Origin of the sequence: Bradyrhizobium sp. USDA 336, from assembly GCF_044908355.1 — a bacterium.
GTDB classification, from domain to species: Bacteria; Pseudomonadota; Alphaproteobacteria; order Rhizobiales; family Xanthobacteraceae; genus Bradyrhizobium; species Bradyrhizobium yuanmingense.
Window position 1 is genome coordinate 2,599,378 of sequence record NZ_JBIYDC010000002.1, and the last position, 22,923, is coordinate 2,622,300.

Genomic DNA, 22,923 nt, shown 5'->3' on the forward strand with positions numbered 1-22,923 from the left:
TTGGATAAAAGCAAGCTTCGTGCCATGATCCTGTGGTGGCGAGCGCGTTCGAATCGAGCTAAGCGCGAACGGTCTGGGGTTGGGAGAGCGTGCATTGCGGCAAGCCAGGAAAAGTCGCAGCGGGGGCAAGCACCGCCCCTGGCCATTGTCGGAACGGCCCGGCTATTTGATCCGCCGGCTGCACCAGATTCACGTCGCGCTGTTTCAGGAAGCCTGCGGCGAATTCGAGGTCACGCCGCTGCAATACAGCCTGCTCTCGGCGCTGGAGGTGCGCGAAACCGCCGATCAGACCACTTTGGCGGCCGATATCGCGCTCGATCGCACCACGACAACAGGCGCCTTGAAGCGCCTCGCTGCGCGCAACCTGGTCGAGCGCGCGGTGAACAGGGACGATCGGCGCGCGCGATTGTGCCGCCTGACCCCGGCCGGCGCCGCGCTCCTGGTTAAAATCGAGGGCGCAGCGCGGCGGGCGCATCGCGCAACGCTCGGCGATTTGAGCCAGCGGGAACAGGCGCTCTTCATCGAGATGATGCAGCGCATCGTGGCCGGCCATCCCAGTCGCGACAGCGCCGCTGCCCTATTCGACTAGAGGCGAGTGCTGCGCTTTGAGTTGGGCTGCTTAATTTATCATCGTACCGCTGCCCGGCCGTGCATCGATCGCCACTATCCGGCGGGTCCGGCGTGCCGCGGCAGGCCGACGCGTCAGCATGCCCCGCGCTCGAAAACGCAATTGCATCCGAGGCGAGCCTCGCTGCGTCCGGCATCGAAACGCACCCTGCCCGGCCGCTCCGCGACCCATGGCACGATTTATGCTGCGATGATGCGAAGCGTGCTTCGTATTGGGGGATGCCATGACGGATTCCGAACTTCGCGCTGATATTCACAGCATCGAGCCAATTCCCGACGCGGACCGGGACTCCAGCGGGCCGCAGCAGATGTGGATCTGGGCCGGCGCCAACATCGCGCCGGTGAACTGGGCGCTCGGCGCGCTCGGCATCATCCTCAAGCTCGGCCTGATGGAGACGATCGCAGTCATCGTGCTCGGCAACATCGTGGGCTGCGCGATCTTCGCGACCTTCACGGTGATGGGGCACAAGACCGGCGTCAACCAGATGGTGCTGAGCCGGTCCGCCTTCGGCGTCCGTGGCGCCTATCTGCCGAGCATCCTGATGTTCCTGATGACGCTGGGCTGGATCGGCGTGAACACCTATTTCCCGGTCAAGGTCTCGATGGGCATCCTCGGCCAGTTCGGCGTGCCCGACACCTGGCTGGTCGAGATGATCGTCATCACGCTGGTGATGGCGGTGCAGGTGATGATCGGCGTCTACGGCTTCTACGCGATCCGCACCTTCGAGAAGTACACGGTGCCGCCGACCATCGCCATCATGGTGCTGATGAGCGTGCTGGCCTGGACGCGGCCCGGCGTCGTCAACTGGAACCTGACCACCTCGCTGCCGCCCGGCGCGCATCTGGCGATGCTGACGATGCTAATGACCGCAATCGGCGTCGGCTGGGGCATTTCCTGGGTCACCTGGGCCTCCGACTATTCGCGCTTCGTGCCGCGCTCCACGCCGTCGAAAGTCGTGTTCTGGTACAGCTATGTCGGCATGTTCGTGCCGACGGTCTGGCTCGGCATTCTCGGCGCGACCATTGCCTCGACGACGCTGGACACGGATCCCGCCAAGATGGTCAGCGCGGTGTTCGGCGGTCCCGTCAGCATCCTTGTCCTCCTGATGGTGCTGCACGGCCCGATCGCCACCAACATCCTCAACGTCTATTCGGCGGCGCTGGCGGCCCTGAGCGCGGGGCTGAAACTCTCGCGCTTCTGGCTCACCGTCATCGTCGGCGTCGCCGGCTATCTGGTTACCCTCTACTTCATCTTCGCGCCGTCCTTCGCGAAGGCGTTCGACCATTGGATGATCAGCCTGCTGTTGTGGATGAGCCCGTGGGCCGGCGTGGTGCTCGCCGACTTCTTCATCAAGCGCAAGGGCAAGATCGAGGTGGCCGAGCTCTATCGCTCGCCGGAGAGCAGCGCCTATGGCGACATCAACTGGGCCGGCATGATCGCGTTCTTCGCCGGCCTCGTTGCCGGATGGCTGGTGCAGGACGGCCTCGTCAGCGCGCTGCAGGGGCCGATCTCGATCTATCTGCTCGGCGGCGCCGATCTGAGCTGGTTGTTCGGAATCGGCGTGGCGGGCCTCGTCTACCTCGGGCTCGGCAAGTTCGCGACCTCGCCCACACCGGCCGTCGCGAGCCGTGCCGGCAGCTAGCCTGAGAGCGCTGACCTCGTCTTGCGTCAGCGCTTGCGGCCAAGCCTCACGATCATGTCGCCGGGCCCAAGTGCTCCGGCGACATGGCGGCGCAATCGCCACAGGCTCTCGCCGTCGACCAGTGACGGCATCGGCAGCTCGTGGTCGGCGAAATTGGCGACGATCTGCAGAACGTCGCCCTGCTCCGTCTGCCAGCGCACATCCACGCCGCCCATGCGTGGATCCGCGCCCAGCAAGTCTCGCTGCGCCGAAACGAACCCACGTTTGATCAGTGGCACGATCTTCTCGCGCCGCATCGTCAATAGCTGCGCCGTCAGCGCCCGGAACCTGGTGCCGGAAGGCGATTGCTTGATGCTGGTCCAGTCCAGCCTGGAGGCGAGGAAGGTTCTTTCGTCGCACGGGTCCGGGATCCGGGCGCGAGTTTCGGGGGTCGCGAACGCCTTGAAGTGCGAAAACTCCTTGCGGCGGCCTTCCCGTGTCAGTTCGGCGGCTTCGCCCGTCCAGTCGGCGAAGAACAGGAAGGGCGTTTCGGCTGCCGCTTCCTCGCCCATGAACAGCATTGGAATATGCGGGCTGAGCAGAACCAGTGCGAGGACCAGCTCCAGCTTGTCCGGACCGACCAGCCGCGACAGCCGTTCCCCGAAGGCGCGGTTGCCGACCTGGTCGTGGTTCTGGGCAAAGAAGATGGTCGCTTCGGGCGGCAGATGAGCACTCGGCTCGCCGCGCGGCGCCTCGTGCAGGGGAAACACCTCGCCCTGATAGGCAAAGCCCTCGGTCAGGGATCGCGCCAAATGCTCGAGCGGCTTGTCCGCAAACGCCCGGTAATAGCCTTCGTCCTCGCCCGTGAGCAGGACATGGAGCGCGTTGTGGAAGTCGTCGCCCCATTGCGCATCGTAGTACGTCGCTCGTCCCTGCGAACGCGCGAGCAGGTGCGCCTGATTGGCCTCGTTCTCCAGCATCAGATGGATGCGCCGGCCCGCCAGCTGGCTGCGCAGGGTCTCGGCGAGCTCGACCAGGAAATGACGCTTGGAGTCGTCCTTCAGTGCATGGACGGCATCGAAGCGCAGGCCGTCGAACCCATAATCGCGCAGCCACATCAGGGCATTCTCGATCAGAAACCCGCGCACGAACGCGCCGTCGGCTCCTTCGAGGTTGACGGCGGGCCCCCAGCCGGTGGTGTGGCGCGGGTTGAAGAAGTTCTCCGCATAGAGATGCAGATAGTTCAGCTGCGGCCCGAAATGGTTATAGACGACGTCGAGATAGACCATGAGGTCAAGGGCATGCGCGGCGCGCAGCAGCCGCTTGAGATCCTCCGGCCGGCCATAGCGGGCATTCGGCGCGTTCAGGAGCACGCCGTCATAGCCCCAATTGTGCCGCCCGGGGACGTCGTTGAGCGGCATCAGCTCGATGGCGGTGATGCCGAGATCGCGAAGATAAGGCAGCTTCTTCTCGACGCCGGCATAGGTCCCCTCTTCGCTGAACGTGCCGACATGCAGCTCGTAGATCACCGCTTCCGCCCAGGGACGGCCCGGATAGAGCACCGGGTCCCTCAACGCGGCCGTATCGACCACCTCGCTCGGCGCGCCGACGTCGTCCGGCTGGAAGCATGAGGCGGGATCGGGCACGACGAGGTCTTGGTTGATCCTGAACTGATAGCGCGTGCCGGCGCGCGCAGTTTGGCTCAACAGCTGATACCAGCCGTCCGCATCGCGCGGCATCTTCCGTGGCGGCTGGCCGATTTCGAGCAGCTCGACCGATCGCGCCGTCGGCGCCCACAGGTTGAACGAGACCCCATGATCGACGATCTGAGGACCATGGCGCCGACTTTGCTCGGCCATTCCCAGTCTTTGACTCAAGCCCATCCCCTTTCGCGGCATGTCCATCTCGGCATGCAATTGCGCGCGTCGGAGCGACAAAGCGGAGCCGTGTGCGTTCGTTCCTCCACGGCGCCGACGCCGGACATTTGCAGCGCAACGGGAACGGAATCAGCAGCGCGACGGTTACCACCCCAGACAGGAGCCGTGGCCATGCGCCGCCCGAAGCCGCAACTGATCCGCAACAAGCTCGACCTGACCGACCGCGCCCAGGTGCGCCTCGTCAAGAAACGGCTCGGACTTTCGGACGCTGAGCTGATCGCGATCGCCGGGCGGATCGGCAACTCCATTCCGGCCATCAGCAAGGAGGCGGCTCTGCAAAAAGCCAACGCGCCGTCCAAGCCGGCCGACGTGGAGCCCACCGCCGCGACTGCGCCGACATCCTGACGGGCAACTCGGGGGCAGAGATGGACCAGCCAGCACATTCAGACGACGCCCTGACGCGGACGGCCTCACGCCTGCGCCGCACCCGGATCACCGAAGGCAGACCTTTCCCGCTCGGCGCCACCTGGGATGGCCTCGGCGTCAATTTCGCGCTGTTCTCCGCCCACGCCACCAAGGTCGAGCTCTGCCTGTTCGACGATACCGGCGAAGCCGAGCTCGAACGTATCGAGCTGCCCGAATATACCGACGAGGTCTGGCACGGCTATCTGCCCTCCGCTCGCCCCGGCACCGTCTACGGCTATCGCGTCCATGGTCCTTACCAACCCGACGCCGGCCACCGCTTCAATCCCAACAAGCTCGTGCTCGATCCCTATGCCAGGCAGCTGGTCGGCCAGCTCCGCTGGGGGCCGGAGCTGTTCGGCTACCGGCTGGATCACGCCGACAAGGATCTGTCCTATGATGAACGCGACAGCGCGCCCTTGATGCAGAAATGCCGCGTCATCGATCCCGCCTTTACCTGGGGCGTGGCGCGCAAGCCGGAAGTGCCGTGGGAGCGCACGATCGTCTACGAGATGCACGTCAAGGGCTTCACCCAGCTGCATCCGCTGGTGCCGGAAGCCGACCGCGGCACGTTCTCGGGCCTCGCACATTCGGAAATCCCGGCCTACTTGCGCTCGCTCGGCATCACCAGCGCCGAGCTATTGCCGATCCATGCCTTCGTCGACGACAGCTATCTGGTCGAGAAAGGCCTGCGCAATTACTGGGGCTACAACTCCATTGCTTTCTTCGCGCCGGAGCCGCGTTATCTGAAGGCGACGTCGGCCAACGAATTCAAGGCCATGGTCAACCAGTTTCACGCCCATGGCATCGAGGTCATTCTCGACGTCGTCTACAATCACACCGCCGAAGGCAACGAGCTCGGCCCGACCCTGTCGTTCAAGGGCATCGACAATGCCAGCTATTACCGCCTGCTGCCGGACGAGAAGCGCTACTACATCAACGACACCGGCACCGGAAACACCGTCAATCTTTCGCATCAGCGTGTGCTGCAACTCGTCGCAGATTCCTTGCGCTACTGGGCGACCGAGATGCGGGTCGACGGCTTCCGTTTCGATCTCGCCACCATCCTGGCGCGCGAACCCTATGGCTTCGATGAAGGCGGCGGCTTCCTCGACGCCTGCCGCCAGGATCCCGTGCTCTCCAGCGTCAAGTTGATCGCAGAACCCTGGGACATCGGGCCCGGTGGCTACCAGGTCGGTCAGTTCCCGCCGGGCTGGGCCGAGTGGAACGACAAGTTCAGGGACACGGTGCGCGCCTTCTGGAAGGGCGATCCGGGGACGCTGGCCGACTTCGCCAAGCGTGTCTCGGGCTCCGGCGACCTCTTCAACAAGCGCGGACGCCGGCCCTGGGCCAGCGTCAATTTCGTCACCGCGCATGACGGCTTCAACCTCAACGATCTCGTCTCCTACAACGACAAGCACAACGAGGCGAATGGCGAGGACAATCGCGACGGTCACAGCAACAACCATTCCTGGAATTGCGGCGCCGAAGGGCCGACCAACGACCCCGAGATCACCGCCTTGCGTGAGCGCCAGAAGCGGAATCTGCTGGCGACGATGCTGCTGTCCCACGGCACGCCGATGCTGCTCGCAGGCGACGAGTTCGGGCACACCCAGAACGGCAACAACAACGCTTACGCCCAGGACAACGAGACCACCTGGCTCAATTGGATGGGCATCACCGCGAACGGCCGCAGCCTGCGCGAGTTCGTGCGCAAGCTGATCGCCACCCGCAAGGCGTTTCCGATCCTATATCGCAGCCGCTTCCTGGTCGGCTCGCACAACGAGGAGCTCGACGTCAAGGATGTCACCTGGCTGTCGCCGTCCGGCGAGGAGATGACGACGGAGCAATGGCAGGACGGCAACGCCAAATGCTTCGGCATGCTGCTCGACGGCCGCGCGCAGGAGACCGGGATCAAGCGGCGCGGCTCGGACGCGACCATGCTGCTGGTCTACAACGCGCACCACGACGTCGTGAACTTCACCCTGCCGGAGGTCACCGAAGGACACAGCTGGCTGGGTTTGATCGATACCAATCGGCCCGACGCACCGATGGCCGAGTTCGAGTTCGGGCATGCTTACGCGGTGACCGCGCGCTCGCTCGTGGTGTTCGGCCTTGCCAACGACAGCATCGCGACGCGGCGCCTCCGCCAAGGCCTCGGCGCGCTGCTGGACATCGCCGATACGCCTCTGCCCGAGTAGCCGCGTTGCCGAGGCTCGGAGATTGTTCTGGATGCGTGTCGTTCGAAGCCCTTGGAACACCGCATCAAGAGCCGCGTTCATTGTCGGCATTGGAGCTTTGAAATGAATGTCGATTGCTCGCCGCCGCTCTCGCGATCAATCCCCGCTACGGCCGTGCGCGCCATTGCAGGATGTACCGGTGATCGGCGCGACCACCTGACCGGCAACTGGCGCCCGTCTTGACCGACCGTGCAGCTGAGCCAGGCGGCGCATCCGCAGCCGAGCGTCCTCTCACCGCCATCGCGTTCTCCGGCGGTCTCGGCCTCGGCGCCTATCATGGTGGTGTGTTCGAAGCACTCACCTCTCTTCGGCTGCCGATCGACTGGGTGACCGGTTCGTCGGCCGGGGCCATCACGGCCGCGCTGATCGCGGGAAGCCCGCGCGACGATCGGCTGCGAAATTTACGCAGCTATTGGCATGCACCAAGCAGTCCATCCGACGTGCCGAACGCGGGCCGCCATACCTTCGCGTGGCTGAGCTCGATCAATACGCGCGTGCTTGGTCATTCCGGTTTCTTCCACCCCCGCCTCCCCATTCCGGCGTCTCACTTCGGCGGCCTCTACGATCTCGGCCCGACCCGGCAACGCCTGCAGCGCTTGATCGATTTCGGACGTCTGAACGGCGGCGATCTGCGGATCACGATCTGCGCCACGGACGTCGAGAGCGGCGATGCCGTGTTGTTCGACTCCGCGTCGGAGCGGATCGAGATGGACCATATCCTGGCCAGCTGCGGGTATCTCCCCGAATTCGCTCCGGTGCAGATCGCCGGCCGCTGGCTTTGCGATGGTGGGTTCTCGCTGAACGCGCCGTTCGATCCGATCCTCGAAACTGCAGGCCCGCTCCGCCTCTATGTGATCGATCTGTTTCCGCGCGACGGCAAGGTCCCTAACGGGCTCGAGGCCGCCTCCGAGCGCAAGAGCGACCTGACCTTCGGCAACCAGACCTTCCAGCGCCTCGGCTACGCGCTGGAGGCCCGTCAGCTTCGCGCCGAGCTTCAGGACCTCCACTACGACGACGAGGTCTATCTCCTGAGCTACCGCCCGGGCCGCGAGGAAGCCGGGCCGGAAAAATCCTTCGACCTGTCGGAGACGGCCATGGCGCAGCGCTGGCGCGCCGGCTTTCTGGACATGCAATATGCCGCAAGCCTCGCTCCAGCCCCGAACGAGATCTGCAGCGTGCGGCGGCCCTAAAGCGGAATGGCTTTAGGTTGAATCGATTGCCACGGGCTCGGTGCAACCTCTCCCGCTTGCGGGAGAGGTCGCGCCGAAGGCGCGGGTGAGGGCTTTCTCCTCTAGGCGGCCATCCCATTGCGGAAACACCCTCTCCCCAGCCCTCTCCCGCAAGCGGGAGAGGGAGTGCACTTACCTTGTCGCAATCAAACCTGATCTCATCACGCTTTAACGATGTCTCTCGGTGTCGGGACACGAGCTAGGCGCTGTCCTGGCGTCACGCCGCTCGCGAATGTCGCGCAGCAACCGCCTGAGACCGTCATCGGCAGCCATGCCGTCGGGCGGGGCGATCGTGGTTATGCCCCAGTTCGCGAGCACGGCCTCCTGCACCGGATTGCGCTGCGCGACGAACACGAAGGATCTCGGCCGGTCCTGCCTGTGCCCGGACTCGTCCCAGATCTGCCAGATCCGGTGCAGCAACAGCCGAATGTTCGGGTCGGACATGCTGTATCCGACGAAGAGCAGCGTGCTGCCCAGCGCATCGGCGCGAAAGCGGATATCGAGCGGGGAATTGAAGGCGAGCCGGTTGAGAAAGTCGGTCTCGGTCAGAACCAGCGAAGCATCGTCGTCGAAGTCGCCGTGGAATTTGATGATGTGGGTGACACCGGCACGCGCGCTCGCGATCTCCTTCGCGTTGCTGATCTTCGCAAAGGGCTTGTTCAGCACGTCGAACGCGGTTTCGAGATTGCGGTCGTAATTGGTGGTGTAGATGACCGGAAAGTCCAGCTCGACGATCATCCGGTGCAGCTCTGAAGCGGCGATCTTCTCGGGGTCGACACGCCAATTGCGGTCGAGCCAGCTGCGCAGCGGGCCGATCCCGCCGCGCTTGATCCGATAATATTCCGCAAGCATCTGATAGCCGCCATGCATTCCATCGATGACGTTGCGATCGAGGCCGAGATCGTCAAGGAGATGATCGATCAGGGACTGCCAGGACGGCAGGCCGACCGCCATCGAGACACCGGCGCCCACAAACAGGACAGCGCGGCGTCGCTCGATCGCCGCTGCCAGGATGTCGTGAGGCGGCCGCTCCTCCGATATGAGCCCCGTGGTTTGTTGGTCCATCAACCTTGAATGATCGGGCGCGCGACGCGTTCCTAATCCCGGACCACCCCTCACCGGCCGAGCGGCGAGGATGTCTCGCGCGCCGTTTGCGCCGCGAACCGGGCGATCAGGCGCCGGAGCTGCGCCTTGTGCACCAGGCGCGCCGCCGTCTTCGGCGAGACCCAGATCGCCTCCCGCTCGCCCTTCTCGGGCCACCAGCGCTCCCGCCCGTGCACCTTCATGGGGAAGACGGCAACGCTCATGGTCCGCTTGCGATCACCTTTTCGCTTGCGATGCTTGAAGCTGCCCAGTGCGCGCGTGGCGACGACACCGACCAGGCCCGCCTCCTCATAGGCTTCGAACGCAGCCGTCAGGTGCGGCTCCTTGTTGCGCATCGGCGATCCCTTTGGGACGCTCCACCTGCGCTTGCGCCTGGTCGTGATCAGCATCACCCGCAGCTCCGACTTGTCCAGACGAAACGGCAGAGCGGCAAATTGCTTCTTTCCCATCAGGCGCCTCCAACTCGCGTCTGATAAGCGAGCGCCGCAGCCATGGTTCCTTTTTTGCGAAGTGGCGCCTCGCGAAGTGGCGCCTCGCGTGGGGGCGCGGGAATTTCTAGGAAGCCTGAACTCCACCCGGTCACCTCCGCGCTCAGACCGGCGAAAAACAGCGCAACTGCAAGAGATCGTCGATGGAGAGGCCGAACAGCACTGGTCGAAACGCTGGTGCCGTTGCGAGCACGAGCAGCAGCAGAAAGATCACGTAGACCAGAGCCGGCGGCGTGTTTCTAACGACCCTGTAGGCTGCCTTTCGCATGCACTCCCTCCTGCGCCCCCACTCGTGCCATGGCAACGCCCATGAAGATCATCGCAGCCCCCCACAGCAGGAAGCCGATATCCCAGAAAATGCGCTGGCCGTCGGGCACGGTCTCGTTCACCTGATGCAATCTCAGGATCTGGTGATCGACCACGCCTTCAGCGAGATTGAAGATGCCCCACCCGATCAGGATCGTCCCGAAACACTGCGAGCCGGACCACCGCGGCGCGCTTCGGCGTGTCCGCTGCCACAGCAGAAAAAGCCCGGCGAGCACTAGGACGTAGGCGGTACTGTGAAAGATGCCGTCCCAAGTCGTATTGAGGGTGATGTTCTCGATGGAATTGAGCGGATACCAACCGCTTAACATATGATGCCATTGCAGCAGCTGATGAAAGACGATGCCGTCGAAGAATGCGCCGAGGCCAAGTCCGAGAAGGACGCCTGCGGACGTCGGGAAATTGCTTTGTCTGTCTTGCATGTGGTGAACTCGTGCGCGGCTCGGCACTTCCGATGCGGAATCAAGCCATGCCACACGCGCACGTTCCTATGGCAATCAGCATCTCACTGGGATCGAGCTTGCGATCAATCGTGCCAATTCATCGGGACTAACATGCGTTAAGGCGAGCCAGACATTCGTCGGCACGCGTGCGCGATTGGTTATCGGCTTCATTCCCGTAGGAACGTTCGATATCACGCTGCGTCTGTCGCTCACATGTTGGAGATGCACATGCCGAGAAGATCGTTCTTGCTTGCTTTGGGTGGCCTCGGATTGTCGACCCTGAGTAACCTCAGGGAAATCGCATAGTGCGTAGCGACGGAAGCCAGAGAGGCGATCATGGCATACGCCCTGCTCAAGGACGGAGAGAAGATGAGCCGCACGTTTCCGACCAAGGAGGAAGCGCTGGAGAAAGCCGATGAGGCGGGGTTGGTCGAGCCGAGCCTCGCGATGATGCGGACCTGGACTGGACGCCGGTCAAGCCGGCGTCCTGATCAGGGGCAGGGCAATCGCATATGACTTGTGGCGGCGGTCTGCGCGCACGCCTCGTCCTTCGAGACGGCGCTGACGCGCCTCCTCAGGATGAGGCTAATCGGTGTCAGTGCCCGTTGAAACTGCTGCCGCGCACCGACCTCATCCTGAGGAGCCCGCCTCAAGCGGGCGTCTCGAAGGATGGCCGCAGGGAAAATCTCAAATGCGATAGCCCTGCTGATCAAGGGGGCAGCATCATGGGCTCAGCATCCCCTGCAGATGCCTTTGATCTTTCGATCCGCCTCGGAATCGCGGGAGCTCTCCGAGCGAATCTGGTCGTCGCCCTGCAGCGAGGGTCCGGACGTGACCGTCCCGTCGATGCGTCCGACATTGGAGCCGCCTGCCGGATTGCCGGGTCGCCCGACCGTCGTCGATCCCCTTGGGCCTGCGCCACCGCTCGACTGAGCCGTTCCGGCCGAGTTGGTCCCGGGCGCCGACGACGTGCTTCCAGCCGCCCCGCCACCGGCGCTTCCCCCCGCTCCACCGCCGCCTCCCTGTCCCCATGCGGGACCGGCGGTGGCGGCCGCCAATACGGCGACCAGCACGAGACCCATTCTGCTCATCGCGTGTCTCTCACTGGGTTTGTTGAGGTCGAGCGTCATCGGTCCTGCTGATAGCCCTGATTGGTCGTGTTCTGCTTGATGTTGCCGTGGTGGCCCTGGGTGTCGAAGTTCTCGCGGCCCGGCTCCCGTTCCGCCGTTTCAACGGCGGGATCGGAACCCGGCCCTTTGTTGCTTCGCTGCTCTTCGGGGACGGGAGGCATTTTCTTCGACATCTTTTGCTCCTGTATCGCTTCGCGATCCTGATATGGAGCAATGAACTGACGCCCCGAGTCGTTCCTGAACCGATCGCCGCAGCCGGAACCATGACAAGCCGCTGGAACGAGCTGATACTGCTCGGGTTGTTGCCCTATCGGCACCGCACAAGTTCCGGGAGAGCACACATGCCAAAGGCGACCGAACCTGAAACCGACCCGCGAGAGACTCCGCTTGATGATCCGCGCCGGCAGACCGACATGCCGACGCACCGGCAGACGAATAAGCCCTGGCAAGGCAATCCCGAGAAGGAACAGATCGATCCGGAACGGCCGCCGCTGGATCTGGAGCGGTGGCAGAAATCGAAGACGCACTAGGCGGCGGTCGCCGGCCTAGCGTCAGATCCTGTCGAGATCATGAATGACGGGCCGCAGCGGCCCGCCGGAATCGAGCTCCAGCGTTGCCAGCGTAATCGGCAGCTTGAAGCGTCGCTTCCCTGCGCTGCCTGGATTCAGATAAAGCACGCCGTTGACGGTTTCGATCCGCGCGCGGTGGGAATGCCCTGAGACCACGACATCGATTTCGAGCTCGGCAGGATCGATCGTCAGCTCGTTGAGGTCGTGCAGGACGTGGAAGCTGCGGCCGCCGAGGCGCAGCGTTTGTGTTTCGGGAAAGCGTTTAGCCCACGTGCCCCGGTCGACATTTCCCCTGATCGCGGTGACGGGTGCGATGCGGCAAAGCCCGTCCATCACCGCCTGGGCGCCGATGTCGCCGGCGTGGATGATGTGCGAGACGCCGGCGAGGCAGCGCTCCGCCTCGGGCCTTAGCAGTCCATGCGTGTCGGCGATCACCCCAATCGTGAACGTCATGTCAGATCACGGCTTCAGTGCACTACATCCAGCGGCATCCGGCCGATTTCCTCACCATCCTCGTTCGTGACGAGGATCGAGAAGTGGCGGCCCTTGAGCTCGGGACGCTCCTCGAGCAGGCGCCGCGCAATCTCTTCGGCGACATCCAGAGCCTTGATGTCGTCCGGCAAATCGGCACCTCCCTCGTCGGCTACGGTTTCAGAATCCACCAAATCAAAATGATAGAGCGGCAACGTCTGGTCCTCGGATGTTTCCCGCAGGAACGCGCGGTTTCGGGGCTTCGTTCCGGCGCCGGAGCCATCTGCGGTCCGGCGGGGGGCATCGCCGTCGGGTCCTCGGCGCGAGATTGCCGCGGACTCACGCGCGGCGCCGCCGCGTCCTCGCGCGGGGCCTGGAACGGCCCGCCCTCGATGCCGCGAATGCCAGGCCGGCAGCGATCCCGAGCACCACGAGCCCCTTGCTGAGCACAGCGGCCGGCGGAACCTGCTTCCGCACCAGCCAGCCGCCGTCGACGGACGTGCCCTGCGGACCCGCTTCGAGCAAGGTGCCTTCGTTCCTTGCTGCGGGACGCGCGCGCGACAGTAGCCAGCGGAATGCAGCTCCTAGGATATTCTCGGTGATCTCAGGGGCAATCGCATAGGCCAGTTGCCCGGCGCGCGCCGGCCACCCCATGGCCATCTCGTCGCGAGGCGCGCGGACGAGGCGCAGGAAGGTCTGGGCCACGTCCTCGGATTGATAAAGCAGCGGACCAGGATCGAGCCTTCGTCCGGAGGCGTTGGCGCTGTGGACGAAGCCCGGCGTATCGACCATGGACGGAAAGACGCCGCAGACATGAATGTCGGGATGAGCCCGGAGCTCCTGACGCAAGCTTGCGGTGAAGCCGCGCAGGCCGAACTTGCTGGCGGTATAGGCTGCGGCAAAGGGCGTCGGCGCCCAGCCGCCAAGCGAGATGTTGTTGATCAGGACACCGCGGTTCTGGCGAAGGAAGATCGGAAGCACCGCGAACGCGCCATGCATGGTGCCGAGCAGATTGACCTCGATGGTCCGGCGATGGAGCGCGATGTCCGCGTCCTGATAGGCCCCGAACACGCCCGTGCCGGCGTTGTTGATCCAGACGTCGATGCCGCCGAAGGCCTCGTCCGCCGCACCGGCCAGACGCTGCACGGCCTCCGCGTCAGTGACGTCGGTTGGCACGGCCAGGGCCCGGCCTCCGAGCGCCTCACACTCGCTGGCAAGGCGCGTCAAGACCTCGCCGCGGCGTGCGGCGAGGACCACGCTTGCGCCCTCGCGCGCAAACGCCAGCGCCGCGGCTCGCCCGATTCCACTGGAGGCGCCGGTGATGACGACGCGCGTGCCGACCATCTGCCCGTGCTCGCGCCCCGAGACCTTCGCCGGAAGCAGCCAGCGCAGGGATCGCCGCAGCCGTGCCGTTCCCTGTGTTTCGAACCAGTCACCATGCGCAAAGATCACCCGCTCCGGAGCCAGCTTCACGAGCCGCTCGGCCGCAGCCTGCGCCGAACGGCCGCCGAGGCGGAGCAGCAGCCGCAGATAGACCGGGGCCTTCCCGTCCGGCCTGGCAATGCCGAGCAGGTTCGCCGCAGCCGCATTCGAGGCGCTGAGGTGGTCGGGATCGAGGTTCTGCACGAGATCGGTCAGAACCAGCGTCCGGCTCCGTCTGTCGAACAGCTCGATCTCCGAGAACATCGGAGCATTCACCGACACCGTTTCGAGATCGGCGGCCCATTCCTCCGGCGTCGTATCCCCAAGCTCGCGATCGATACGCAGGCCCGCCGCCCGCACCTGCCCGCGCGCCGCAAGGCCGCGCGCGGCAAGGACCGCTGCCCGCGGCAACTGCCTCTGCCATTCAGGCAGGAACATCCAGTGCGCAATATTCGGCCCCAGCAGGTATCTGATCGTGCCCAGCCGCTCCAGCTCCTGGCGCAGAGCCGGCGAATATCTCACCGGCGAATGCAGCACGAGGTCGCCATTCGACAGGCGGATCACGGTCATCCGCACGGGCAGTTGCAGGCCGGCGGCGCTGATCGGCTTGTCGTTCACGATCCAGATATCGTCTGTCACGCGCGATAGGCTGGCGGTCGACACACCGGCGTCGGAACTTTGCATGAGCGTCTTTCCCTCGCGAAGACGTTGCTCCAAAGCGCGTGGGCGGCGCTCGTTCCTCAGCAATGTCTTGGAAATAATGGCCTGGAAATCACATCGCTGCGGTCGCTCTACCTGCTTCGAGGCGGGCCTGCAGCCCGTTTCGGACCTCGGCAATGACAGGACCCCAGTCGTCCGGCCGTGTTTGATGAAACAGCCGCAGGCTCGGATACCAGAACGAACGCGCGCCGGATTGAGGCCAGCGCCAGTCGCAATCGGCATGCAGCAAGACCCAGGCCTCGCATCCCAGCGCGCCCGCAAGGTGCGCCACCATGGTGTCGACACATACGACGAGATCGAGCTGCCGCAGGCGGTGGCCGAGCGCTATGATGTCGGGCGTGCTGACGTCCCGCGCCCCAATCGCCGCGAGCTCATCGGCGCTGGCGCCGCGCTGGAGCGAATGGAGCGTCACGCCGGGACCCGCGAGATTGCGCAGCAAGACGGCCGGAACCTCCCGCCGCTTGTCCCACTCACCGACTTTCCAGACCAGGCCGACGGCCAGACTTTGTTCTCGCCGAAGCGGCGGAAGAGCAATTGGAGGCAGCGCCAGGTAAGGACCACGCATCTCCACCTGATCCCGGCGCGCTCTGATGGCGTGCGGTACCTCCATGATCTCGATGTCGACCTCGAAAGCGCTCTCGGGCGCACCATCATGCAGCGGGATGGCGCGATCGACGCCCGCTGCGCCCTCGACCAGCGGCAGCACCTCGGGTTGACACCACAGGGTGACGCTGCGCGCAATCGCGCGAAGCGGCTTCATGAAGCGCAGGAACTGGATGGTGTCGCCGAGTCCGTGATAGCAGCGCACCAGCACGTGCTTATCGTTCATGTCCTCGCCGCGCCAGATCCGCTGGAGATGGCGCGGGCCGGTGTGCTTGGGCGGATGCGCGATCTCCAACAAATCTCGATCGTTGATCGTCCAGGCGCGTGCGAAATCGCCCGCCCTGATTGCTTCCGCCCAGCCGCCCGCCATGTCGCGCGGTCGCTAATGTCGCACGAACTTGTGGAATCGACTGAGCTTGCCGTCCTTGGTTCGATCCTGATGCAGGAACGCAATGCCGGCTTCATCGAACTTTTCGAAGAACTCGTCCCAGCTGATGCGATCCAGCGCTTCGTCCGGCGGATCAAAATCAATGCGCAGGATTCCTGCGTGGCCATCCTCCTCCGTCGCCTTCACGGTCGCCGGCCTCCCGCCGCGCTCCTCGGCCCATTTCTGGATGACGTTGTGATCGGTAGTCTCGTGAGCTTCGCTGTTTTGCGCCTTGGACGTCATGTCACACCTCGTTGACTAGCCGGGCGATGAACCCGCGCACTGCATCGAACCATTGGCCGACAAACGCGGGCCGGGGTGATTTGTTCTTCGCGATAGTACGAAGCGGTCGCGCGAGGCGAGCATCATCTTCTTCATCTTCTTCATCTTCTTCATCTTCATCATGAAAGTCGTTCGTTCCGAGCAGGCGGTACGGGATTTTATCCCATGTTAAGCGCGTCGCATTTTGTCGCGAGGAATCGGCCAAGGCGTGCCGCCCGCCATCTCCTTTCCAGGAACGAACATACCTTCCACACGTTCGCCGACGTACTTACACCGACTCTTGCACCGACGCCGCGTGCTTCCGGAGGGCTTCATTCCATGCATTCTCGTCTCCAACACAGGCGCCGCGTGCGCGTCGGACTCGTCGGCATCGGCAATTGCGCGAGCTCCTTCGTCCAGGGCCTCACCTACTACCGCAACGCCAAGTCGAACGAGCCGGTCCCGGGGCTGATGAACGCGGACCTCGGCGGTTACCATATCAGCGACATCCAGATCGCTTCGGCGTTCGACGTCAACGCCAACAAGGTCGGCCGCGACGTCGCCGATGCGATCTTCGCCCCGCCCAACAACACGCACCGCTTCTCCGACGTCGCGCCGACAGGCGTGATCGTTCAGCGCGGTCCGGTCCTGGATGGCATCGGACATTATCTCACCGACGACGTTCCGATTGCGGAGGTGCCGGAGGCCGACGTGTCCGAAGTGCTGGCGATGTCCCGCACCGACGTTCTGGTCTCCTATCTTCCGGTCGGCTCGCAGCGCGCCAGCGAGTGGTATGCGGCCCGCGCCATCGAGGCCGGCTGCGGCTACGTCAATTGCATTCCGGTCTTCATCGCCTCCAATCCCGAATGGCAGCGCCGCTTCGAGGAGGCAGGCCTGCCGATTGTCGGCGACGACATCAAGAGCCAGGTCGGTGCCACCATCCTGCATCGCGTGCTCGCCAATCTGTTCCGCGAGCGCGGGGTGCGGCTCGACCGCACTTACCAGCTCAATGTCGGCGGCAACACCGATTTCAAGAACATGCTCGAACGGGAGCGGCTGGCCTCGAAGAAGATCTCCAAGACCCAGGCCGTGACCAGCCAGTTCGACGTCCCCATGGACCCCGACAACATCCATGTCGGACCGAGCGATCACGTGCCATGGCTCACCGACCGCAAGCTCGCTTTCATCCGCCTAGAGGGAACGACGTTCGGCGGCGTTCCCCTGAGCGCCGAGGTCAAGCTCGAGGTCTGGGACTCCCCGAATTCGGCGGGCGTCGTGATCGACGCGGTGCGCTGTGCCAAGCTCGCCATGGACCGCGGCCAGGCCGGAGCGCTGACCGGCCCTTCGAGCTATTTCATGAAATCGCCGCCGCAGCAGTTCACCGACGAGGAGGCCGGACGGCGAACGCGCGCCTTCATCGACGACAAGGCGTTTGCGTGATGGCTGGGATCATCCATCTCGTCCGCCACGGTCATCATGCCCTGCTCGGCCGTATCCTGTGCGGCCGGATGAAAGGCGTCGCGCTCGACGATCTCGGCTGTGAGGAAATGGCGCGCTGTGCCGGCACCATCGCGCCGCGGCCATCGCTCATTCAGTCCAGCCCGCAACGGCGCTGCATGCAGTCGGCCTGCATCCTCGCGGCGCAGTTCAGGCTGCCGGTCGAGATCGTTCCCGCTCTCGACGAACTCGATTATGGCGAATGGACCGGACGATCGTTCGACGACCTGGCGCCGGATCCCCGATGGTCACGCTGGAATGGGCGACGCGGCACCAGCCGCCCGCCCGGCGGCGAGAGCATGCGGTCGCTTCAGAGCCGCATGGTCGCTCATCTGGAGCAGCTGCGTGCCGATCGCAATCTCGACACCGTCGTCCTCGTCAGCCACGCCGAGCCGATCCGCGCCGCGCTGCTGCACTATTCGCGCACGCCGCTCGACCAGTTTCTTTCGATCGAGATCGATCCGGCCAGCATCAGCACGCTCCGCGCCGACAGAAGCGGCATGAAGATCACCGGGATCAACAAGCGGGTGCCGGCGTGAAGATCGTCATCTTCGGCCTGACAATCTCCTCGTCCTGGGGCAACGGTCACGCCACCTTGTGGCGCGGCCTCTGCAAGCATCTCGCGCGTTCGGGACACAGCGTCGTCTTCTTCGAGCGCGATGTGCCCTATTATGCCGGTGCCCGGGATCTCTACGAACTGCCGGGTGGCGCGCTCCGACTGTTCGCGAACTGGGACGATGTGCGGCAGGCGGCAATCGCCGAGATCCGTGAAGCCGACGTTGCGATCGTGACCTCCTATTGTCCCGATGCGATCGCCGCGACCGAGCTGATCCTCGCCGAGGATCGTGCCGTTCCCGTGTTCTACGACCTCGATACGCCGGTCACGCTGGCAAGGCTCACCGCCGGCGAGGCTGTCCCCTATATCGGCCCGCGCGGCCTGCGGGACTTCGCGCTGGTGCTCAGCTTTACTGGAGGGCCTCACGTTGCGGACGAATTCCGCAACAGGCTCGGCGCGCGCGACACGCGGCCGCTTTATGGGCATGTCGACACAGACATCCACCATCCGGTCGCGCCGCAGCCGCATTATCGCGCCGATTTGTCCTATCTCGGCACCTACTCCGAAGACCGCCAGCGCACGCTCGAGACGCTTTTCGTCGCGCCCGCGCGGGCGCGCCAGGATCTCCGTTTCCTGATCGGCGGCGCGCAATATCCGGACGATTTCCCATGGTCGCCCAACATCTATTTCGTGCGGCACCTACCGCCGTCCGAGCACGCGCCGTTCTTTGCCTCATCGCGGCTGACCCTCAACGTCACCCGCCGGGCCATGGCGGAGATGGGCTGGTGCCCGTCGGGCCGGCTGTTCGAGGCCGCGGCATGCGGTGCTCCGCTGCTCAGCGACGACTGGCCCGGAATTGCGGACTTCTTCGCGCCCGGAGAGGAGATCCTGATCGCACGCGATGAGCACGACGCGCTTGCCGCACTCGCGATGCCGGATGCCGAGCTCAGACGCATGGCCCTGCGCGCTTATGACCGCACCATGGACCAGCACACATCCGACAAGCGGGCGCGTGAACTGATCTCGATGCTCGAGCAGATTGCGTCGAGCCGCGTCAGCCGGCAACAAATCGAGGAGGCCTGATCATGTGGGGCATCGTTCCGGCCGCAGGCCGCGGCAGCCGTATCCAGCCGCTCGCCTTCTCGAAGGAATTGCTGCCGGTCGGCAGCCGGCATGACGACGGTACCGATCGTCCCTGCGCCGTCTCCGAATATCTGCTGGAGCGCCTCATCCTCGGCGGCGCCGACAAGATCTGCTTCGTGATCTCGCCCGGCAAGTCCGACATCCTCGAATATTTCGGCGACCATTACGGCAGCGCCGAGCTCGCCTATGTCGTGCAGCCCGAAGCCTCCGGACTGTGCGACGCGGTGTTCAGGGCAAGCACCGTCGTCGGGCAGCACGAGGACGTCATGGTCGGCTTGCCCGACACGGTCTGGTTTCCCAAGGCGGCCCTGCAATCCCTACCCGACGCAGACCTCTCGTTCCTGCTGTTCCCGGTCGAGCACCCCGAATTCTTCGATGCGGTGGTGCTGGACGGCGAGCAGGTGACGGAGATCCAGGTCAAGCAGCCGAATGCAGCCTCGCGCTGGATCTGGGGTGCTTTCAAGATGTCGGCGCACGGCTTCCGCCAGCTCCAGTCGCTGTGGCGCGCACGCGAACGCCGCGACGAATATTTTGGGACGCTGGTCAATGCCTATCTTGCGGCCGGCGGCATCGGCATCGGCATCAAGGCCGGCGAATCCTACGTCGATGTCGGCACCATCGACGGCTATCGCACGGCAATGGCCCTGCTCGCCGAGGGCGTCGAGGGCCGTTCCAAGTCGCGGACCCGCGCCTCATCGGACGGGGCCCGGCCGGTCTCAATGAATAACGGAGCGATTGCATGACCGGAGGCGCCCTCTCCCGTGAGGAAATCCGCCAGCGCGTCGATGCGCTGGGGCCATGGTTTCACAATCTCGACCTCAAGGGCGTGCCGACCGCGCCGTCGCACTTCCTCGGCGACTATCCCAATGTGAAGTGGCAGCGCTTCTCCGGCATCATCCCCGACCGGCTCGAAGGCAAGACCGTGCTCGATATCGGCTGCAATGCCGGCTTCTACGCCATGGAGATGAAGCGGCGCGGCGCCGAACGCGTGCTCGGCCTCGACACCGACGAAGAATATCTGGCCCAGGCTCGCTTCGCGGCCGAGGTGAACGGGCTCAGGATCGAATTCCGCAAGATGTCGGCCTATGATGTCGGGCAGCTCCGCGAGAAGTTCGACCTCGTGATCTTCATGGGCGTGCTCTATCATCTGCGACACCCGCTGCTGGCGCTGGACCTGATCCATGAGCACGTCGCCGGCGATCTCCTGCTGTTTCAGTCGATGCAGCGCGGCGACAGCCGCGTCGATCTGGTCGAGAAGAATTACGACTTCTGGACGACCGAGCAGTTCGATTCCTCCGGCTACCCGAAGCTGCACTTCATCGAGCACAAATATGCCGACGATCCCACCAATTGGTGGGTGCCCAATCGCGCCTGTGTCGAGGCCATGCTGCGCAGCGCCGGCTTTGCCATCGCGGCGCATCCGGAGGAGGAAGTCTATCTGTGCAGGCACACGGTACGGCCGCAGGCTGACGGACCGGTTTATCCATCACGGGAGGCGGGTCGATGATCGAGGCTGCCAAGATCTGGAACGAGCCGAACAACAAGTCGCATTGGGACCTGCTGATCGACCCGGACTGGACGATGTTCGCGAATCTTGCCCTCGCGGCGGGAAAATCTATCCGCAGCGCGCATCCGACCTTGCCGCGCGTGCTCGGCGGCATCTCGCCGATCGACCCGTCCTTCATGCGCAGCATGCAGGCGCGCGGCGTGCTCGACCACGTCGACGCCGTCGCCGTGCACGGCTTTCCGCTCGACTGGAATTTATGGCAGATCGGAGAATGGCCGGCGAAGATCGAGGAGATCAAGGCTGTCACCTCGCTCCCGGTCTGGGTGACCGAGGTCGGCGTCTCCTCGTTCGGCGCCGAGGAGGTGCAGGCCTGGGGTCTGTCGCGCACCGCCGACCTTCTGATCGGCCGCGCGCCGCGCATCCATTGGTATAGCCTCTACGATCTTCCTTCGGCCTGGGAGGCGACCACGCGGCACAAGGAGGCGGAAGGGTCGTCGTACTACCGGCATTTTCACATGGGCCTGCTGCGCGAGGATGGAACGCCGAAAGCCGCAGCGGAGCTGTTCGGCCAATATGCCGCCGACATGGGCCTCTGCCAGTGGTTTCATTTCGAGGACCATCGTCTCGATGACGCCGTGCGCTGGATGCGCCGCTTCGGCGTCAGGCACTTGCGGACCGGCCTGTCATGGGCCGACAGCTTCCGTCCCAATGCGCTGGACTGGTTCGATCGCCAGATGGATGCGCTGGCCGAGTTCGAGGTCACCGTGACCTTCTGCTTCACGCCGGAACACCGCGGCCTCGAACCGCATCACACCAGCCCGCCGCTCGATGCGAACGAGTTCGCCGATTTCTGCGCGCGGATGGTCGAGCGCTATTGCACGAGGACCGGTCTCGCCTCCTCTAGTGGCGCCTCCCCGCCGATCAGGGAGCCGACATGCGTGCCCTGATCCTGGTGATGGATTCCGTCGGAATCGGCGCGGCGCCCGACGCTGTCAATTACGGCGACGAGGGTGCCGACACCATCGGCCACATCGCGGATGCGTGCATGGCCGGGCGTGCCAATAGTCCGCAGCGGGAGGGGCCGCTGTGCCTGCCCAATCTCGTGGCGCTGGGCCTCGGCGAGGCCTGCCGCCTCTCCACGGGCCGCGTCCCGCCCGGGCTCGACGGCTGCGTTCAACATGCGCGCTATGGCTGCGCCAGCGAGATATCGAGGGGCAAGGACACGCCATCCGGCCATTGGGAGATCGCCGGCGTGCCTGTCGCGTTCGACTGGGGCTATTTTCCAAAGATCCAGCCCTGCTTCCCGCGCGATCTTGTAACAAAGCTGTGCGAACAAGCCGGACTGCCCGGCATCCTCGGCAACCGCCACGCCTCCGGCACCGACATCATCGCCGAATTCGGCGAGCGCCACATGCGCAGCGGCGAGCCGATCTGCTACACCTCGGCCGACAGCGTGTTCCAGATCGCGGCGCACGAGGAGACCTTCGGGCTCGAGCGACTCTATGAGGTCTGCACGGTCGCGAGGCGGCTGGTCGATCCCCTGAACATCGGCCGCGTCATCGCACGTCCGTTCGTCGGAACGAGCGCGGACAGCTTCAAGCGCAGCTCGCACCGGCGCGATTTCTCGGTGCCGCCGCCCGAGCGAACCATCCTCGACCTTGCTGACACTGCCGGCCGCGACATCGTCACGATCGGCAAGATCGACGACATCTTCGCCCATCGCGGCACCGGGCGAAACCTGCGCGGCGACGGCAATGCGGCGCTTTTCGATGCCGCGCTCGATGGGCTGAGAGGCCTTGCAGAAGGCGGGCTTTTGTTCGCGAACTTCATCGATTTCGACACGCTCTACGGCCACCGCCGTGACGTCGCCGGCTACGCAACGGCGCTCGAAGCTTTCGATGCCCGCCTCCCCGAGTTGCTGAGCCGGCTGCGAAGCGACGATCTTCTCATCATCACCGCCGATCATGGCTGCGATCCGACCTGGAGCGGCACCGATCATACGCGCGAGCAGGTCCCGATCCTGGCGTGGACCGCGCGGTCAACGGCTCCGATCGGCCGGCGCGCCGGCTTTGCCGACATCGGCGCGACCGTTGCAAGACATCTCGACCTGCCGGCGCCGCCTCATGGCGCGCATTTCTAACCGGGATTCTAGCCGGGATTCACTTGGGTTATTGATCCAGGTTAGAGAAATTTTCGTTTGT

At 64.5% G+C, this 22,923-nt stretch carries 26 protein-coding genes; 14 read left to right on the forward strand and 12 right to left on the reverse strand.

The genetic code is table 11. The features are described from left to right. Window positions 1-94 precede the first annotated feature (94 nt). Together ABIA45_RS13145 and ABIA45_RS13150 are read left to right on the forward strand one after the other, a co-directional pair. Window positions 95-589, forward strand: coding sequence for a MarR family winged helix-turn-helix transcriptional regulator (locus tag ABIA45_RS13145; protein ID WP_404652304.1), 495 nt, complete (start codon window positions 95-97; stop codon window positions 587-589). A 262-nt stretch (window positions 590-851) separates the two neighbouring features. Continuing rightward, the gene (locus ABIA45_RS13150) at window positions 852-2,270 is read left to right on the forward strand and encodes a cytosine permease (protein WP_404652306.1); all 1,419 of its coding nucleotides are present in this window, start codon (window positions 852-854) and stop codon (window positions 2,268-2,270) included. 26 nt (window positions 2,271-2,296) lie between these two features. On the opposite strand, the gene treZ is transcribed toward ABIA45_RS13150, so the two are convergent. Continuing rightward, window positions 2,297-4,108, reverse strand: a complete 1,812-nt coding sequence (treZ, locus tag ABIA45_RS13155; protein ID WP_404652308.1) for a malto-oligosyltrehalose trehalohydrolase — start codon at window positions 4,106-4,108, stop codon at window positions 2,297-2,299. A 189-nt stretch (window positions 4,109-4,297) separates the two neighbouring features. Between treZ and ABIA45_RS13160 the strand changes: the two genes are divergently transcribed. The 3 genes from ABIA45_RS13160 (at window position 4,298) to ABIA45_RS13170 (ending at window position 8,018) form a co-directional block, all read left to right on the forward strand. After that, window positions 4,298-4,531, forward strand: coding sequence for a hypothetical protein (locus tag ABIA45_RS13160; protein WP_404652310.1), 234 nt, complete (start codon window positions 4,298-4,300; stop codon window positions 4,529-4,531). A 20-nt stretch (window positions 4,532-4,551) separates the two neighbouring features. After that, window positions 4,552-6,789 carry a glycogen debranching protein GlgX gene (gene glgX, locus ABIA45_RS13165; protein ID WP_404541987.1) on the forward strand — a complete coding sequence of 746 codons (2,238 nt, stop codon included), beginning with the start codon at window positions 4,552-4,554 and terminating at the stop codon, window positions 6,787-6,789. Window positions 6,790-7,007: 218 nt separating this feature from the next. Continuing rightward, a complete protein-coding gene (locus ABIA45_RS13170) occupies window positions 7,008-8,018 on the forward strand; it encodes a patatin-like phospholipase family protein (RefSeq protein ID WP_404652313.1) in 1,011 nt (336 codons plus the stop codon). A gap of 207 nt (window positions 8,019-8,225) precedes the next feature. Here ABIA45_RS13170 and ABIA45_RS13175 read toward each other — a convergent pair whose 3' ends face one another. From ABIA45_RS13175 to ABIA45_RS13190, 4 genes are all read right to left on the reverse strand, one after another. Then, entirely contained in the window at window positions 8,226-9,122 is an 897-nt protein-coding gene (locus tag ABIA45_RS13175) for an SIR2 family NAD-dependent protein deacylase (protein ID WP_404652315.1), read from the reverse strand. 50 nt (window positions 9,123-9,172) lie between these two features. Next, window positions 9,173-9,610 carry an NUDIX hydrolase gene (locus ABIA45_RS13180; RefSeq protein ID WP_157287658.1) on the reverse strand — a complete coding sequence of 146 codons (438 nt, stop codon included), beginning with the start codon at window positions 9,608-9,610 and terminating at the stop codon, window positions 9,173-9,175. Between the two features lie 142 nt (window positions 9,611-9,752). Further along, window positions 9,753-9,917 carry a hypothetical protein gene (locus ABIA45_RS13185; RefSeq protein WP_271541032.1) on the reverse strand — a complete coding sequence of 55 codons (165 nt, stop codon included), beginning with the start codon at window positions 9,915-9,917 and terminating at the stop codon, window positions 9,753-9,755. After that, on the reverse strand, window positions 9,889-10,395 hold the full coding sequence (locus ABIA45_RS13190; protein WP_271541034.1) for a DUF2243 domain-containing protein: 507 nt from the start codon (window positions 10,393-10,395) through the stop codon (window positions 9,889-9,891). Before ABIA45_RS13190 ends, ABIA45_RS13185 begins: the two co-directional genes overlap by 29 nt. A gap of 357 nt (window positions 10,396-10,752) precedes the next feature. Between ABIA45_RS13190 and ABIA45_RS13195 the strand changes: the two genes are divergently transcribed. Continuing rightward, complete coding sequence (locus tag ABIA45_RS13195; protein WP_404652317.1) at window positions 10,753-10,932, forward strand: hypothetical protein; 180 nt, start codon at window positions 10,753-10,755, stop codon at window positions 10,930-10,932. Window positions 10,933-11,542: 610 nt separating this feature from the next. Here the strand turns inward: ABIA45_RS13195 and ABIA45_RS13200 are convergent. Further along, window positions 11,543-11,719: a hypothetical protein gene (locus ABIA45_RS13200; protein ID WP_275501111.1), complete on the reverse strand. Its 177-nt coding sequence runs from the start codon at window positions 11,717-11,719 to the stop codon at window positions 11,543-11,545. A gap of 168 nt (window positions 11,720-11,887) precedes the next feature. Between ABIA45_RS13200 and ABIA45_RS13205 the strand changes: the two genes are divergently transcribed. After that, a complete protein-coding gene (locus ABIA45_RS13205; protein WP_404652319.1) occupies window positions 11,888-12,076 on the forward strand; it encodes a hypothetical protein in 189 nt (62 codons plus the stop codon). Window positions 12,077-12,097: 21 nt separating this feature from the next. Here the strand turns inward: ABIA45_RS13205 and ABIA45_RS13210 are convergent, their stop codons facing one another. The 6 genes from ABIA45_RS13210 to ABIA45_RS13235 form a co-directional block, all read right to left on the reverse strand. Then, on the reverse strand, window positions 12,098-12,568 hold the full coding sequence (locus ABIA45_RS13210) for a metallophosphoesterase family protein (RefSeq protein WP_404652321.1): 471 nt from the start codon (window positions 12,566-12,568) through the stop codon (window positions 12,098-12,100). Window positions 12,569-12,582: 14 nt separating this feature from the next. Further along, complete coding sequence (locus ABIA45_RS13215; RefSeq protein WP_157282706.1) at window positions 12,583-12,801, reverse strand: DUF6894 family protein; 219 nt, start codon at window positions 12,799-12,801, stop codon at window positions 12,583-12,585. A gap of 124 nt (window positions 12,802-12,925) precedes the next feature. Then, entirely contained in the window at window positions 12,926-14,692 is a 1,767-nt protein-coding gene (locus tag ABIA45_RS13220; protein ID WP_404652323.1) for an SDR family oxidoreductase, read from the reverse strand. Between the two features lie 88 nt (window positions 14,693-14,780). Next, window positions 14,781-15,701 carry a hypothetical protein gene (locus ABIA45_RS13225; RefSeq protein WP_404542006.1) on the reverse strand — a complete coding sequence of 307 codons (921 nt, stop codon included), beginning with the start codon at window positions 15,699-15,701 and terminating at the stop codon, window positions 14,781-14,783. Between the two features lie 12 nt (window positions 15,702-15,713). Continuing rightward, complete coding sequence (locus ABIA45_RS13230) at window positions 15,714-16,001, reverse strand: hypothetical protein (RefSeq protein ID WP_157282700.1); 288 nt, start codon at window positions 15,999-16,001, stop codon at window positions 15,714-15,716. Between the two features lies 1 nt (window position 16,002). After that, window positions 16,003-16,245, reverse strand: coding sequence for a hypothetical protein (locus ABIA45_RS13235; protein ID WP_404652325.1), 243 nt, complete (start codon window positions 16,243-16,245; stop codon window positions 16,003-16,005). A 113-nt stretch (window positions 16,246-16,358) separates the two neighbouring features. Here ABIA45_RS13235 and ABIA45_RS13240 point away from each other — a divergent pair, with 113 nt between their 5' ends. From ABIA45_RS13240 to ABIA45_RS13270, 7 genes are read left to right on the forward strand one after another with little or no spacing between them, the layout of a single operon-like run. Beyond that, the gene (locus ABIA45_RS13240) at window positions 16,359-17,459 is read left to right on the forward strand and encodes an inositol-3-phosphate synthase (RefSeq protein ID WP_404542011.1); all 1,101 of its coding nucleotides are present in this window, start codon (window positions 16,359-16,361) and stop codon (window positions 17,457-17,459) included. Then, the gene (locus tag ABIA45_RS13245) at window positions 17,459-18,055 is read left to right on the forward strand and encodes a histidine phosphatase family protein (protein ID WP_271541056.1); all 597 of its coding nucleotides are present in this window, start codon (window positions 17,459-17,461) and stop codon (window positions 18,053-18,055) included. Before ABIA45_RS13240 ends, ABIA45_RS13245 begins: the two co-directional genes overlap by 1 nt. After that, window positions 18,052-19,155, forward strand: coding sequence for a glycosyltransferase (locus tag ABIA45_RS13250; RefSeq protein WP_404652327.1), 1,104 nt, complete (start codon window positions 18,052-18,054; stop codon window positions 19,153-19,155). Before ABIA45_RS13245 ends, ABIA45_RS13250 begins: the two co-directional genes overlap by 4 nt. A 2-nt stretch (window positions 19,156-19,157) precedes the next feature. Next, a complete protein-coding gene (locus ABIA45_RS13255) occupies window positions 19,158-19,958 on the forward strand; it encodes a sugar phosphate nucleotidyltransferase (RefSeq protein WP_404652329.1) in 801 nt (266 codons plus the stop codon). Continuing rightward, the gene (locus ABIA45_RS13260) at window positions 19,955-20,722 is read left to right on the forward strand and encodes a TIGR04290 family methyltransferase (RefSeq protein WP_404652330.1); all 768 of its coding nucleotides are present in this window, start codon (window positions 19,955-19,957) and stop codon (window positions 20,720-20,722) included. Before ABIA45_RS13255 ends, ABIA45_RS13260 begins: the two co-directional genes overlap by 4 nt. Next, window positions 20,719-21,669, forward strand: a complete 951-nt coding sequence (locus ABIA45_RS13265) for a beta-xylosidase (protein WP_404652331.1) — start codon at window positions 20,719-20,721, stop codon at window positions 21,667-21,669. The genes ABIA45_RS13260 and ABIA45_RS13265 overlap by 4 nt, the downstream gene beginning before the upstream one ends. Continuing rightward, window positions 21,657-22,862 (forward strand): phosphopentomutase, encoded by a 1,206-nt coding sequence (locus tag ABIA45_RS13270; protein ID WP_404652333.1) that lies wholly within the window; start codon window positions 21,657-21,659, stop codon window positions 22,860-22,862. The genes ABIA45_RS13265 and ABIA45_RS13270 overlap by 13 nt, the downstream gene beginning before the upstream one ends. Window positions 22,863-22,923: the final 61 nt, after the last annotated feature.